The organism is Streptomyces venezuelae (assembly GCF_008642375.1).
Classification (GTDB): domain Bacteria; phylum Actinomycetota; class Actinomycetes; order Streptomycetales; family Streptomycetaceae; genus Streptomyces; species Streptomyces venezuelae_G.
Genome location: NZ_CP029194.1, coordinates 6668462 through 6682138, shown reverse-complemented (window position 1 = coordinate 6682138; position 13677 = coordinate 6668462). Strand labels below are relative to the sequence as shown.

11 protein-coding genes are annotated in these 13677 nt (G+C 74.2%); 5 read left to right on the top strand and 6 right to left on the bottom strand.

What is annotated here, in order from left to right; all coding sequences use genetic code 11:
* The first annotated feature begins 5 nt into the window (after positions 1–5).
* On the top strand, positions 6–1616 hold the full coding sequence (gene cobC / locus DEJ46_RS30520) for an Rv2231c family pyridoxal phosphate-dependent protein CobC (RefSeq protein ID WP_150271526.1): 1611 nt from the start codon (positions 6–8) through the stop codon (positions 1614–1616).
* A 157-nt stretch (positions 1617–1773) separates the two neighbouring features.
* Here cobC and DEJ46_RS30515 read toward each other — a convergent pair whose 3' ends face one another.
* Together DEJ46_RS30515 and DEJ46_RS30510 are read right to left on the bottom strand one after the other, a co-directional pair.
* Complete coding sequence (locus DEJ46_RS30515; RefSeq protein WP_150271524.1) at positions 1774–2781, bottom strand: SCO1860 family LAETG-anchored protein; 1008 nt, start codon at positions 2779–2781, stop codon at positions 1774–1776.
* A 319-nt stretch (positions 2782–3100) separates the two neighbouring features.
* Entirely contained in the window at positions 3101–3820 is a 720-nt protein-coding gene (locus DEJ46_RS30510) for a siderophore-interacting protein (RefSeq protein WP_150271522.1), read from the bottom strand.
* A 99-nt stretch (positions 3821–3919) separates the two neighbouring features.
* On the opposite strand from DEJ46_RS30510, the gene DEJ46_RS30505 reads away from it, so the two are divergent.
* Positions 3920–6085, top strand: coding sequence for a penicillin acylase family protein (locus tag DEJ46_RS30505; protein WP_150271520.1), 2166 nt, complete (start codon positions 3920–3922; stop codon positions 6083–6085).
* Complete coding sequence (locus DEJ46_RS30500) at positions 6082–6651, top strand: GNAT family N-acetyltransferase (RefSeq protein WP_150271519.1); 570 nt, start codon at positions 6082–6084, stop codon at positions 6649–6651. Before DEJ46_RS30505 ends, DEJ46_RS30500 begins: the two co-directional genes overlap by 4 nt.
* Positions 6652–6706: 55 nt before the next feature.
* Here the strand turns inward: DEJ46_RS30500 and DEJ46_RS30495 are convergent, their stop codons facing one another.
* Complete coding sequence (locus DEJ46_RS30495; protein WP_150271517.1) at positions 6707–7792, bottom strand: amidohydrolase family protein; 1086 nt, start codon at positions 7790–7792, stop codon at positions 6707–6709.
* Between the two features lie 50 nt (positions 7793–7842).
* Positions 7843–9387 carry an FG-GAP repeat protein gene (locus DEJ46_RS30490; protein ID WP_150271515.1) on the bottom strand — a complete coding sequence of 515 codons (1545 nt, stop codon included), beginning with the start codon at positions 9385–9387 and terminating at the stop codon, positions 7843–7845.
* A gap of 226 nt (positions 9388–9613) precedes the next feature.
* Between DEJ46_RS30490 and DEJ46_RS30485 the strand changes: the two genes are divergently transcribed.
* Positions 9614–10714 (top strand): pyridoxal-phosphate-dependent aminotransferase family protein, encoded by a 1101-nt coding sequence (locus DEJ46_RS30485; RefSeq protein WP_150274900.1) that lies wholly within the window; start codon positions 9614–9616, stop codon positions 10712–10714.
* Positions 10715–10799: 85 nt separating this feature from the next.
* Here the strand turns inward: DEJ46_RS30485 and DEJ46_RS30480 are convergent, their stop codons facing one another.
* Positions 10800–11867 carry an alkene reductase gene (locus DEJ46_RS30480; RefSeq protein ID WP_150271513.1) on the bottom strand — a complete coding sequence of 356 codons (1068 nt, stop codon included), beginning with the start codon at positions 11865–11867 and terminating at the stop codon, positions 10800–10802.
* A 114-nt stretch (positions 11868–11981) separates the two neighbouring features.
* Between DEJ46_RS30480 and DEJ46_RS30475 the strand changes: the two genes are divergently transcribed.
* The gene (locus DEJ46_RS30475) at positions 11982–12491 is read left to right on the top strand and encodes a MarR family winged helix-turn-helix transcriptional regulator (protein ID WP_150271511.1); all 510 of its coding nucleotides are present in this window, start codon (positions 11982–11984) and stop codon (positions 12489–12491) included.
* A gap of 88 nt (positions 12492–12579) precedes the next feature.
* Here DEJ46_RS30475 and DEJ46_RS30470 read toward each other — a convergent pair whose 3' ends face one another.
* On the bottom strand, positions 12580–13638 hold the full coding sequence (locus tag DEJ46_RS30470) for an aminotransferase class V-fold PLP-dependent enzyme (protein WP_150271509.1): 1059 nt from the start codon (positions 13636–13638) through the stop codon (positions 12580–12582).
* Positions 13639–13677 lie beyond the last annotated feature (39 nt).

Genomic DNA, 13677 nt, shown 5'->3' with positions numbered 1-13677 from the left:
GGCCTTTGCTACCGGATGCGGCGGTCTGCGCGCACCTCGGTGTCGGGGCCCGGCCGGGCGTTCCGGTGGACGACGTGCTGGCGCTGGTCGACGCCGTGCTGCGGGAGGCGGGGCTGACGCGGGCGGCCGTGCGGTCGCTGGCCACGCTGGACGCGCGGGCCGCGGAGCCGGGGGTCGCGGGCACGGGCGCGGAGCTGGGGGTGCCGGTGCGGGGTTTCCCGGCCGGCGAGCTGGCCGCCGTCCCCGTACCGCATCCGTCGGCGCTGCCGCGGGAAGCGACGGGGACGCCGTCGGTGGCGGAGGCCGCCGCGCTGCTCACGGCGGGGGCGGGGGCCGGCAGGCCGACCGGGGCCGCTGGGCGGGCTGATGGCGTGCGGGCCGTGTTGCTCGTGCCGAAGCGGAAATCGCGGAGTGTTACGTGCGCGATTGCCACGTGCATACCGGTTTGTCCGCACGAACATGCCCCAGGCGTACGGTTGTTGCACCTGACTCACGGGTACATCGCTCGCGAGCCTGGCTCACCCCCCACCATCCCCACCCCCCACACGACGGCGGCCATGGACATGCACACGCAATCCGACGCCCACGACCTGCGCCACCACGGTGACGCCGAGGTCCGGGACGAGAAGCTGATCGATCTCGCGGTGAACGTCCGGACGAACACTCCTCCGGACTGGCTGCGCAAGAGAATCGCCGATTCACTGACCGGCCTCGCGGCCTATCCCGACGGCAGAGCCGCGCGGGCCGCGGTCGCCGTGCGGCACGATCTGCCGCCCGGCAGGGTGCTGCTCACCGCCGGCGCCGCGGAGGCCTTCGTCCTCCTCGCGCGGGCGCTGCCGGTGCGGCGGCCCGTGGTGGTGCACCCGCAGTTCACCGAGCCGGAGGCGGCGCTGCGTGACGCCGGGCACGAGGTGGGCCGGGTGCTGCTCCGCGAGGAGGACGGTTTCCGGCTGGATCCGGCGGCGGTGCCCGAGGACGCGGACCTGGTGGTGATCGGGAACCCCACGAACCCGACCTCCGTCCTGCATCCCGCCGCCACGATCGCCGCCCTGGCCCGGCCCGGCAGGACGCTCGTCGTCGACGAGGCGTTCATGGACGCGGTGCCGGGCGAGCGGGAGTCGCTGGCCGGGCGGACCGACGTGCCCGGGCTCGTGGTGCTGCGCAGCCTCACCAAGACCTGGGGGCTCGCGGGCCTGCGGATCGGGTACGTGCTCGCCGACCCGGAGACCGTCGCCCTGCTCGAACGGGCGCAGCCGCTGTGGCCGGTGTCGACGCCGGCGCTGGTGGCGGCGGAGGCCTGCATGTCGCGGATGGCGCTGGCGGAGGCCGAGCACGCGGCGCACCGGATCGGTGTGGAGCGGGCGCATCTGCTCGCCGGTCTCGCGGAGTTCGACGAGGTGCGGACGGTCGCCGGGGCGGAGGGCCCCTTCGTCCTGCTGCGGATCGACGGGGCGGACGCGATACGGGACCGGCTGCGGCTCCTGGGATTCGCGGCCCGGCGGGGCGACACGTTCCCGGGTCTCGACCGGAACTGGCTGCGGCTCGCGGTCCGGGACCGGGCCACGACGAACCGTTTCCTCCAGGCCTTGGACCAGGCGCTCCTGCTGAACGGCTGAGGCCCGGCGTACGGGCAGAGGTACCCGGCGTACGGGCAGAGGTGCGGGAAGGGCTGCGGGGAGGGCGACGTCGTCACCGTCGCCCTCCCCGCAGCCCCGTTTCCCCTAGGGTTCCCGCTTCCCCTCCGGCGCCCCCCGGCGCCTCCCCCTCGGGCCGTCAGCCGCGGGAGCGGGCACGCGAGCGGGTGACCGCCAGCGCGCCGCCGCCGGCCACCAGAAGGGCGAGCGCGCCCGCCGCGATGTACGTGGTGGAGGAGCTGCCGCCGGTCTCGGCGAGGTTCTCGGTGGGCGTGGTGCCGCCGTTGTTGGTCTTCACGCCGCCGTCGCTGCTCGGCTCGGCAGTGGGCTGCTCGGAGGGCCGCTCGCCGGGCTCCTTCGTGGGCTGCTCGGTGGGCTTCTCCGTGGGCTCCTTCGTCGGCTCCTTGGTGGGCTCCTCCGTCGGGGCCGGACCGTCGGGCGTCTCGCAGGTGGCCTCGGCGAGCGTCACGGTGCCGTTGACCTCGGCCACGCCCAGCTTCAGCGGGTCGACCTCCACCTTGAGCTCGAGGGCCGTCGCGGCCGCCGTGCGGGAGGTCGTGGAGGTACGCGAGAGGTCCAGGGTGACCTGGCCGATGCCCGGCACGGCCACCTTCGTCTGTCCGCCGGTGGAGAGGGTGGTCTTCTTGCCGAAGACGATCACGTGCCCGAGGACGTTGGACTCGGCGACCGGCTCCTTCCCCACCTCGCACAGCGCCTTGGAGGTGACCTTCTCGACCTCGATGAGGGAGAGCAGCGGAATGCCGGGGACGTGGACCTGCGCCTTGACCAGGTTCACGTACCCCTCGGCCTTCGTCTCGTCGACGGTGGCCTTGGAGGTCGCGACGTCGGCGGCGAGGATGTCGATCGGCTCTCCGCCCTCGGCCCCCTTCACCTTCACGGTGAGCGCCGTCTTGTTCTCGGTCTCGGGCGCCTCGACCTCGTTGAGGGAGGTACGCACCGGCACGTCCACCGTCTTGCCGAGGAGGGAGACGTCGAGGCCGGCCCGCAGGACGACGGCGGTGGCACGCCCTTCGCCGCCCGTGGCGTGCGCCGGGGCCGCGAGGAGCACGGGGCCGACGGCCAGGGCGGCGACGGTCGCGGCGGCGGCGGTGCGGCGTACGGGCGTGCGGAAGGTGTTGCTGTTCAAGATGTGGAACCCCCACAAGAGACATGGCGTCGCCGGCCGCTCACCACGGGGACGGTGGGTCGGCGCGGCCTCGGCGACTTGAGACACCGGAATCTTTACGCACGGAGAGTGAACCGACAGTCGCCTGGCGTGAGTTCACTCCAAAGGGGGGTTTCCGCGTTCATATTCGATTTTTCTCTATACAACCGTTCCCGCACGCCCCGCGTCTTTCGTACGAGCGGACAAGTGCGGGCTCAGACGAGAGGTCTCGGGTGAAAGTGGAAAACGACCCGCTACGTCCCGAGGTAACGGACCGTCAACCCGACGCCCTGGAGCGAGGTCAGCTCGCGCGCCAGTAGCCGAGCGCGTGGACGCGCTCCTTGGGCAGGGCGAGCTCCTTGCGGGCGTACGCGGCGAGGGTGCGGGTCGTCGTCGTGTCGCAGGCGATCCAGACGTACGAGGCGGCGTCCGCGAGTTCGGGCAGCTCGGCCTTCACGCGGGCGACGAGATCGGCGCCGCCGCCCTGGCGCGGGACCCGGCGCAGCTCGTGGTGCGCGGGGTCGAGCCGGACCGGCAGCTCGTCGTCGGAGGCGTGCTGCGTCTCGAACCAGACGGTGGCGGGGACCCCGGGGAGCGCGTCGAGCAGGGAGTTGACCGCGGGCAGGGAGGCCGGGTCGCCGACCACGAGCAGGCGCGCGGGCAGCGGGTCGGGCGCCTCGAAGCCGGTGCCCTGGAGCGTGGCCTCCACGGTGTCGCCGGGGGCGCAGGTGCGGGCCCAGTGGCTGGCGACGCCGTCGTGGAGGGCGAATTCGAGGCTGAAGGTACCGGCGGCCGGGTCGGGGTCGACCAGGGTGTAGGCGCGCTGGTGCGGCTTTCCCGCGTCGTCGAACCAGAGGCGCACCCACATCGTCGGATGGACGCCGGCCGCGGCGAGCAGGCCTCCGTCCGTGAAGCCCACCCTGCGGTAGTCGTCGGTGACCTGCTCGGCCCCCGTCACCGTGAACGTGAAGTCCTTGCCTCGGAACAGCTTGAGGACCGCCCCCTGCCAGCCATGCCCCACCGTGATCTCCTCCCCTGGAGTCCTGTAGATTTACTTAGGTCAGCCTAACCTAAGGTTCCGGGGAAGACCGGAAGAGATACGGACGAGATCGGGGTCTCCGTGAGCATCGAGGTCTACCGGGACGCCTGGGGCGTCCCTCATCTGCGCGCCGCGGACCCGGAGGAACTCGCCTTCGCCCAGGGGCGGGTCACCGCCCGCGACCGCGCCTGGCAGCTGGAGGTCGAGCGGCACCGGGCCCAGGGCACCACGGCCGCCTTCCTCGGCGCCGCCGAACTCGGCTGGGACACCTTCGTCCGTCGGGCCCGGCTCGCCGACACCGCCCGCCGCTGCTTCGAACGGCTCGAAGCCTCCGACGCACCGACGGCGGCGTGGATCCGGGCGTACGTGGACGGGGTCAACGACGGCCTGGCGGACGGGGCCTCGCGCTCGCCCGAGTTCGCGGAGACCGGCCTCGTGCCCGGGCGGTGGGAGCCGTGGACCCCGCTGGCCGTCTGGCTCTCCACCCACATCCTCTTCGCCGGCCTCCCCACCAAGCTGTGGCGGGACGAGGTCGCCCGGCGGCTCGGCGAGGAGTGGACGGAGCTCTTCGCGACGGACGGCCCCGGCACCGCGGGCTCCAACGGCTGGGTGGTGTCCGGCGAGCGGACCGCGAGCGGCGCGGCCCTGGTGGCCGGCGACCCGCACCGGTTCATCGAGGCGCCGGGCGTCTACCAGCAGATCCGGCTCGCCTGTCCCGCGTACGACGTGGTGGGCCTCGCCGTGCCCGGCATCCCCGGGCTCGCCCACTTCGGCCACACCGGCTCGGTGGCCTGGGCGATCACCAACGCCATGGCCGACTACCAGGACCTGTACCGGGAGCGGCTCCGACGGCTGCCGGACGGGGGCGTGGAGGCGCTCGGCCCGGAGGGCTGGGCCCCGGCCGCCGCGCACACGGAGAAGATCGAGGTCGCGGGCGGGCAGCCGGTCGTGATCGAGGTGGTCGAGACGGACCGCGGCCCGGTGATCATCGACGGAGGCGGCGGGCAGCGGTCCCCGGACTCCGACACCTCGGACACGGACGCCTCGGGCTCAGATGCCCTGAACGCCGACGCCCCGGACGCCGACGCCCCGGACACCGAAGCCGGCGTCTGGGAGGCCGTCAGTCTGCGGCATCCGCCGCGCGTCACCGGGGAGCTCGGCTTCGGGGTGCTGCCCGCGCTGCTGCGCGCCCGGACCGTCGGGGACGTGGACGCGGCCGTCGACGGGTGGGTGGAGCCGGTGAACGTGCTCCAGGCCGCCGACACCCGCGGCGGGCTGCTGCACCGGGTCGCCGGGCACGTGCCCGTACGCGACCGGGCCAACTCCCTGCGCGTCGTGCCGGCCTGGGACCGGGCCCACGACTGGGCGGCCGAGCCCGCGCCGCTCCCCCGCGCCGAGGTCCGCGGGCACGCCGTCATGGCCAACGCCCGGGGGCTCGCCGCACCCCTCGGCATCGAGTTCGCGCCGCCGCACCGGGCGGTCCGGATCGGCGAGCTCCTCGACGCCTCGGCGGACTGGACCCCGGAGACCACGACCGCCGTCCACCGGGACACCGACAACCCCTCGGCGGCCCGGCTCCTCACGGCCGTGGAACGAGCGGCCGACGGTCTCTCTCCCGCCGCCTCCACCGTCCGCGGGCGGCTGCTCGGCTGGGACCGGCGGATGGAAGCCGAGAGCACCGACGCCGGGCTCTACGCCGCCGTGCGCGGGGCCGTGGTGCGCCGGCTCGCCGGGCACGAGGCCTTCGCTGCGCTGCGCGAACCCGCCCCGTACCCGGAGCTGTTCCGCCCCTGGCTGGCCCTCGGGCCCCGGGTCGCCTTCGCCCTGGAGACGCTGCTCACGGCCGGTCCCGTGCCCGCCGGGGACGTCGACCGGATCGTGCGCGAGGCCCTTGAGGAGGTCGGGGCCGGTGAGCCGCCCGCCGCCTGGGGCGTGACGCACCGCCTCGCGCCCTGGCAGGCGCTTCCCGACGCGGACGACGCGCGGTGGCCGGGGCTCGCCGGGGACCACGACTGCGTCCTGTCCACGTCGAGCGTGCCCGGTTGGACCGACCGCAGCGCCCGCGCCTCCGCCGCCCGCTACGTCTGGGACCTCGCCGACCGCGAACGGAGCGGCTGGATCGTGCCGTTCGGGGCGTCCGGGGTGCCCGGCGACCCGCACCACAGCGACCAGCTCCCCCTCTGGCTGCGCGGCGAACTCGCCCCCGTCACCACCGACTGGCAGAACCTCACCAAGGAACAGGGATGACCACCACCACCGCCGCCACCTACGTCCACACCGTCGAGGGCTTCGGGACCGTCACCGTCCGGCCCGTCGACCCCGACCGCGACGCCCCGCTCCTGCACGGCTGGGTCACCGAGGAGCGGGCCCGCTTCTGGGGCATGAACGGAACCACCGTCGAGCAGGTCAGGGACATCTACGCCCACCTCGACTCGCTCACCACCCACCACGGCTTCCTGGTCGACCTGGACGGGGAGCCGGTCGCGCTGTTCCAGACGTACGACCCCGAGGCGGACCGGGTCAGCGAGTGCTACCAGGTGGAGCCCGGGGACATCGGCGTCCACTTCCTGATCGCGCCGAGCGCGACCCCCCGGCCCGGCTTCACGGCCGGACTCATCGGCGCGCTCGTCGCCTTCTCGCTGCGGGACCGCACCCGGATCGTGGTCGAGCCGGACGCCGCCAACGAGAAGGCGATCGCCCGCATGGCGCGAGCCGGATTCGAGCTGGGCCCGGAGGTCGTGCTGCCCGAGGTGGACCTGCCGGAGGTCTTCATCCCGGAGAAGCGGGCCCGGCTCGCCTTCCTGAGCCGCTAGGGGGTGCCCGGCGCCCTGATCCGCCGGACAGGCCCTACGGTGTCCGGCCGGGTGGTCAGCCGATCACCCGGCCGTTGACGACGACCCGGCGCGGGGCCGCGAGCACGCGGACGTCCGCGCGCGGGTCCTCGCCGTAGACGACGAGGTCGGCGGGGGCGCCCTCCTCCAGGGAGGGGCGGCCGAGCCAGGCCCTGGCCCCCCAGGCGGTGGCCGAGAGCGCGTCGACCGGCGGGATGCCGGCCTTCGTCAGCTCCTCGACCTCCTCGGCGACGAGGCCGTGGGCGAGGGAGCCGCCCGCGTCGGTGCCGACGAAGACGGGGACGCCCGCGTCGAAGGCGGCGCGGACGGTGTCGTACCGCCGCTCGTGCAGCCGGCGCATATGGGCCGACCAGCGCGGGAACTTCTCCTGGCCGCCGTCGGCGAGGTGCGGGAAGGTCGCGATGTTCACCAGGGTCGGGACGATGGCGACGCCCCGCTCGGCGAAGAGCGGGATCGTGTCCTCGGTGAGGCCGGTGGCGTGCTCGATGCAGTCGATCCCGGCCTCGACCAGGTCGCGGAGCGAGTCCTCGGCGAAGCAGTGCGCGGTGACGCGGGCGCCGAGCCGGTGCGCCTCGGCGATGGCCGCCTCGACCTCGGGGCGCGGCCAGCAGGCGGTGAGGTCGCCCGCCTCGCGGTCGATCCAGTCGCCGACGAGTTTGACCCAGCCGTCGCCGCGCCGGGCCTCGCGGCCGACGTACGCGACGAGGTCGGCGGGCTCGATCTCGTGGGCGTAGTTACGGATGTAGCGGCGGGTGCGGGCGATGTGCCGGCCCGCGCGGATGATCTTCGGGAGGTCCTCGCGCTCGTCGATCCAGCGGGTGTCGGAGGGCGAACCCGCGTCGCGGATCAGGAGCGTGCCCGCGTCCCGGTCGGTGAGGGCCTGCTTCTCGCTGGTGGCGTCGTCGACCGGGCCGTGCCGGTCGAGCCCGACGTGGCAGTGGGCGTCGACCAGGCCGGGCAGGGCCCAGCCCTCGACGGTCACCGCCTCGGCGGCGGGCCGGTCGTAGGTGATCCGGCCGTCGACGCACCAGAGTTCGTCCCGTACGTCCTCAGGGCCGACGAGCACCCGCCCCTTCACATGCAGCACCGCGTGATCGCTCATGGCTGCACTGTACGAGGGCGGGTGCGCGGCAGGGACCCCCGATCGGGGGGTCACTCGTCGATCGCGCTCCCGTAGCGGGCGTCCAGGTAGGGCCCGCCGAAGGAGGCGACGCCGAAGCTCCACGAGCCGGTCGCGCCGAGCCCTCCCGCACGCGCGGGGAAGACCCAGACGTGGCCGTCCGAGGTGTTCTCGCCGGGGGCCGCCGCGAGCAGCGAGAAGCGGCCGTCGGCGTTGGGGTCGACGAGCCGGACCTGGCCGCCGAAGCGGTCGCCCCGCTCCACACCGCCCGGGACGGAGGGCGAGTCCTGCGTCCAGGAGGCGGCGCCGGTGCCGGTCAGACCCCGGGCGGTGCCGCGCAGGACGGTGACCATGCCCGCGTCGGCGACGGTTCCGACGTCCTCGCCGGGGGCGCCGATCGCGAGGTCGGCACAGCCGTCGCGGTCGGTGTCCCCGAGAGAGAGGTCGGCGCCCCAGCCGTCGCCGCGCTCGGAGACGCCCGGCACACCGGCGGAGTTCTGGGTCCACCACTGCGGCGGGGTGCCGACGCCGGTGGCTCCGGCGAGTCCGGTCCGGCCGCCCCGGTAGACGCCGACGAGGCCGCCGGTCATGGACTCGCCGCCGTCGTCGGGGCTGTGCGGCTCGCCGGTGACGAGGTCGTCGTAGCCGTCGCCGTCGATGTCGCCGGAGGCGGTGACCGGTCCGCCGCGCAGATCGCGCTGGTGGGTGAGGTGATCGCTCCGTCCGGCGAGGTACCAGGACCAGCCGTGGCCGGGTTCGGCGCCGGTGGTGACTCCGCCGATGACCAGGTCCGCGTAGCCGTTCCTGTCGTAGTCGCCGGTGGTGACGGACTTGGCGACGAGGTCCCGGAGCGGCGCCGCGGCGGCGCGCCCGCCGCTCCCCGCGAGGGCGGCGCGGTTCAGCGGCTCGGCGCTGTGCGCGCGGGGGCCGGTGGCGGCTCGCCGCTCGCCCGACAGGGCCGCGGCGCCGAAGAGATGCCGCTCCGCGGCCCGGCGGTCGAGGACGATGAGCTGGTCCCCGGAGGTCTCGGCGGTGAACCGCGCGGCGCCGAGGGCGGAGCCGAAGCGGTTCCCGGCGACCGCGCCGAGGAGGCTGTCGAGCCAGCGGCTGTCGGTGCCGACGAGTCCGTGCGGGGAGCCCCAGAGGACGATCACGCCGCCGACGTCCGCGCGGGTGCCGATGTCCTCGCCGGGGGCGCCGATCACGGCGTCGTCGTAGCCGTCGCCGTCGAGGTCGCCGGTGGCGACGGCGGCGCCGAAGGAGTCGCCCGCCTCGGCGCCGCCGGGCACCCCGCGGGTGTCCTGGCTGACGATCGTGGCGGCGCGGGTGTCGATGCCGTTCGGCGAGCCGTACTGGACGGTGACGAGTCCGGCGCCCCGCTTGCCTCCGACGGTCGCGCCGGGGGCTCCGATGAGGACGTCGTCGAAGCCGTCGCCGTCGAAGTCGTGGTTGCGGTCGTCGGCGCGGGTGCCGCCGGGCACGCCGGCCCAGGCGGCGGGGGCGGTGGCGATGCCCGCGCCGGTGACGAGGAGGAGCGTCGCCGCGGCGAGGGCGGCGGCGGAACGGTGCTTGCGCATGGAGCGTCTCCTGGAGTCGGAGGGTTCCGGGCGGCTGCGGGGGTGCGCCGGACGGGGCCCGTGCCCGGTCCGTCGTCCTGTTGGACACCTGATGTCCCTTGACGGTTGCACCGGGACGAAGATCCCTTTTGTACAGGTGGGACAAGGGGGTGCGGGGCCGTCCGTCGGTACCCTGATCGGAAGTTCCGCCCGCACGCACCGAGTCGAAGAAGGCACCGCCGTGACCGTGACACACCCGCTCCTGGACCTGGCCCCGCTGACCGCCGCGCACTTCGCGTCGATCGAGCGGCGGGTGGCCGCGCTGCTCTCCACGGAGCAGGACGTGGTGATCACCCAGGGCGAGGCGCTGCTCCCCCTGGAGGGGTGCATCCGGAGCGGGGCGCGGGCCGGTTCGACCGCGCTGAACGTCGTCACCGGTCCGTACGGGCAGACCTTCGGCAACTGGCTGCGGGACTGCGGGGCGACCGTGGTCGACCTGGAGGTGCCCTTCCACACGGCTGTGACGGCCGAGCAGGTCGAGCGGGCACTCGTCGAGCACCCGGAGATCGACTTCGTGTCGCTCGTGCACGCGGAGGCGGCGACCGGGAACACCAACCCGGTCGCGGAGATCGGCGAGGTCGTCCGGGCGCACGGCGCACTGTTCTACCTGGACGCGGTGGCGTCGATCGGTGCGGAGCCGGTGCTGCCGGACGCGTGGGGCGTGGACATGTGCATCATCGGCGCGCAGAAGGCGATGGGCGGCCCCGCGGGCGTCTCGGCGGTCTCGGTGAGCGCGCGGGCCTGGGAGCGGTTCGCCGCGAACCCGGCGGCGCCGCGGCGCTCGTACCTCTCCCTCCTGGACTGGAAGGAGCGGTGGATCGACGGTGGCCGGAAGGCGCTGCTTCACGCTCCGGCGCAGCTGGAGATGCTGGCCCTCGAAGCGTGTGTGGAGCGGATCGAGGCGGAGGGTCTGGACGCGCTGATGGCCCGGCACGCCTCGGCCGCGGCGGCGACCCGGGCGGGCGCGCTGGCCCTGGGCGGCGGCCTGGAGCCGTACGTGTACGAGGCGAAGGACGCGGCCCCGGTCGCGACGACGCTGCGCGCGCCGGCCGGCGTGGACGCCTCGGAGCTGGTCGCGAAGGCCCTCTCCGCGGATCCGTCGCTGCCGCTGATCGCGGGCGGCGGGGCGCTGGCCAAGGAGATGATCCGGGTCAACCACTACGGGGTGGACGCGACTCCGGGTGCCGTGCAGTCCTCGCTCGCGGCGCTGGGCGCGGCGCTCGGCGACACGGGCCGCGCGGTGGACCTGGAGGGCGCGCGGCGCGCGGTCACGGAGGCCTGGAAGTAGCGGGCGGGCGTAGGGGTACGCGAGAGGGGCGGGGTCCGGTGCCGGACTTCCGCCCCTCTCGCGTATCCCGCTTCCCGTACGCCTGTTACAGCGCGGGGTAGTCCGTGTAGCCGCGGTGGTCGCCGCCGAAGTACGTGGCGGTGTCCGGGGTGTTGTACGGGCCGCCGGCCTTGAGGCGGGCCGGCAGGTCGGGGTTGGCGAGGAACAGCGCCCCGTAGGCGACGAGGTCGGCGGTGCCGTCCTCGATGAGGGCCAGGGCGTCGGGGCCGGTCGGCCCCTCGGTGGCCGGGTTGAGGATGAGGGTGCCGGAGAAGGCCTTGCGCAGGGCGAGGGTCAGCTCGCGGACCTCGGGCGCGGGCTCCATGACGTGCAGGTAGGCGATTCCGATCGGGTCGATCGCCTCGACGAGTGCGGGGTAGATCTCCTCGGTGTCGGTCTCGGCGATGTCGTTGTAGGTGTTGGCCGGGGAGACGCGCAGGCCGGTGCGTTCGGGGCCGATCTCGGCGGCGACGGCCTTGACGACCTCGACGGCGAAGCGGATGCGGTTCTCGACCGGGCCGCCCCACTCGTCGGTGCGGTGGTTGGAGCCGGAGGCGAGGAACTGCTGGATCAGGTAGCCGTTGGCGCCGTGGATCTCGACGCCGTCGAAGCCTGCCTCCACCGCGTTGCGCGCGGCGGTGGCGAAGCCGGCGATCGTCTCCCGTACCTCGTCGGCGGTGAGTTCGCGCGGGGCGACGAAGTCGATGAGCCCGGAGCCGGCGAAGAGCTGTCCGGCCGGGGTGACCGCGGAGGGGCCGACGGGGTGGAGGCCGTCGCCGAGGACCTGCGGGTGGCTGATCCGGCCGGCGTGCATCAGCTGGACGAAGATCCGGCCGCCGCGCTCGTGGACGCCGTCGGTGACCTCGCGCCAGGCGGCGATCTGCTCGGCGCTGTGCAGGCCGGGGGTGTTGGGGTAGCCCTGGCCGATGGCGGTCGGCTGGGCGCCCTCGGTGATGATGAGGCCGGCCGAGGCGCGCTGGGCGTAGTACTCGGCGACGAGCGCGGTGGGGGTACGGCTCTCGGCCTCGGCCCGGCTGCGGGTCATGGGGGCCATGGCGATGCGGTTGGCGAGACGGGTGCCGGCGAGGTCTACGGAGTCGAAGGCGGTGGTCATGACGGGTCCCTCACATCATTATGTGGTCGGCCAACTAATGGGGCTGCCGCCACTGTAACGCATTCATTGGCCGACCAAGGTAATCTTGTGGGAGAGCCGTCCCGAGGAGCGCCCATGCAAGGAACCGACCCCGTCTGTACCGAGTCGGTACCGTCCGCCGCCCGCGGCGGACCCGTCAGCATCGCCCTGGCGCGGGTGGCCCGGATGCACCGGATCGCCGCCGGACGGCGGCTCAAGGAGCTCGGCCTCTATCCGGGCCAGGAGATGATGATGATGCGGCTCTGGGACTGCGGGCCCGTCCGCCAGTCCGAGCTGATCCAGTCCCTGGGCCTCGACGCCTCGACGGTGACCAAGATGCTCCAGCGCCTGGAGCAGTGCGGCCACGTCCGCCGCCGCCCGGACCCCGCCGACCGGCGCGCGGTCCTGGTCGAGCCGACGGACGAGGGGCGGGCCCTGCGCACCGGCGTCGAAGGCGTCTGGTCGGACCTGGAGAACCTCTCCCTCAACGGCCTCGGCCCGGACGACCGGGCCGAGCTGGCCCGGCTGCTCGGCCTCGTGTCGGAGAACCTGCGCGAGGAGGCGGGCGAGGAGGGCGCCTGCCCGCCGCTGCCGGGCGGCTGCTGACGGCGGGCGGGGGCCTGTCCGGCGGATCAGGGTCGGACCATGATCCGCCGGACTGGCCCCAGGGGTCCCTTCCGGTCGGCGGCGGGGCTCAGCCCGCCAGGATGTCCAGGGCCCGGTCGACGTCCGCCGCCGTGTTGTAGAGGTGGAACGAGGCCCGCAGGTTGCCCGCGCGCGCGGAGAGCAGCACGTCGGCGGCGCGCAGCGCGTCCGCGCGGTCGCCGAGACCGGGGACCGCGACGACCGTCGAGTCGTCCATGACCGGCGCGTGGCCGAGCTCGACGAGTCCGGTGCGGAAGCGGGCCGCGAGGCCCTTGTTGTGGGCCTCGATGCGGTCGATGCCGACCTCTTCGAGCAGCGCGAGCGACCGGGCCGCCCCGTGGTACGAGAAGAAGGCCACGGGCTCGTCGAAGCGGCGCGCGGAGCGGGCCAGTTCGCGGACGGGGCCGTAGCTGTTCACCCAGAGCTCCTCGCCCGTGACCCAGTTGGCGTGGATCGCGAGCAGCGAGTCCTGCGCCTCCTCGGTGACGGTGAGGAAGGACGCCCCGCGCGGGCAGAGCAGGTACTTGTACGCACCCGAGACCGTGTAGTCCCAGTCGCCCGCGTGCAGCGGCAGCCAGCCGGCCGACTGCGTCGCGTCCAGGAGCGTCCGGGCGCCGTGGGCGGCCGCCGCGGCCCGTACCGCCGCGAAGTCGGCCGTGCGGCCGTCCGCCGACTGCACGGCCGAGAAGGCGACGAGCGCCGTCTCGGGACGGACGGACTCGGCGAGCAGCTCCAGGGGCACGAAGCGGGTCTTGAGGTCGCCGCGGATCGTGAAGGGGGTGATGACGGAGGAGAAGTCCCCTTCGGGGAAGAGGATCTCGGAGCCCGAGGGCATCGACTGGGCGATCATCCCGCAGTGCACGGCGACGGAGCTGCCGACGGAGACGCGCTCGTGCGAGACGTGGGCGAGCCGCGCGAAGGCCGCCCTGGCCTCGTCGACGATGTCGAAGCTGCCCGCGCCGTCGGAACGGCCGTCGGCGGTCTGCTCGGCGAGGAGCGTGACGGCGTCGATCGTCCGGCGGGGCAGCAACCCGCAGGCGGAGGTGTTCAGATAGGTCTTCTTGGGTGCGAACTCGGCGCCGCCGAGCGGCTGGTGCAGGGAATCCATGTGCCCACCCTGGATTCCCCACGATCACCCGTCAATGGA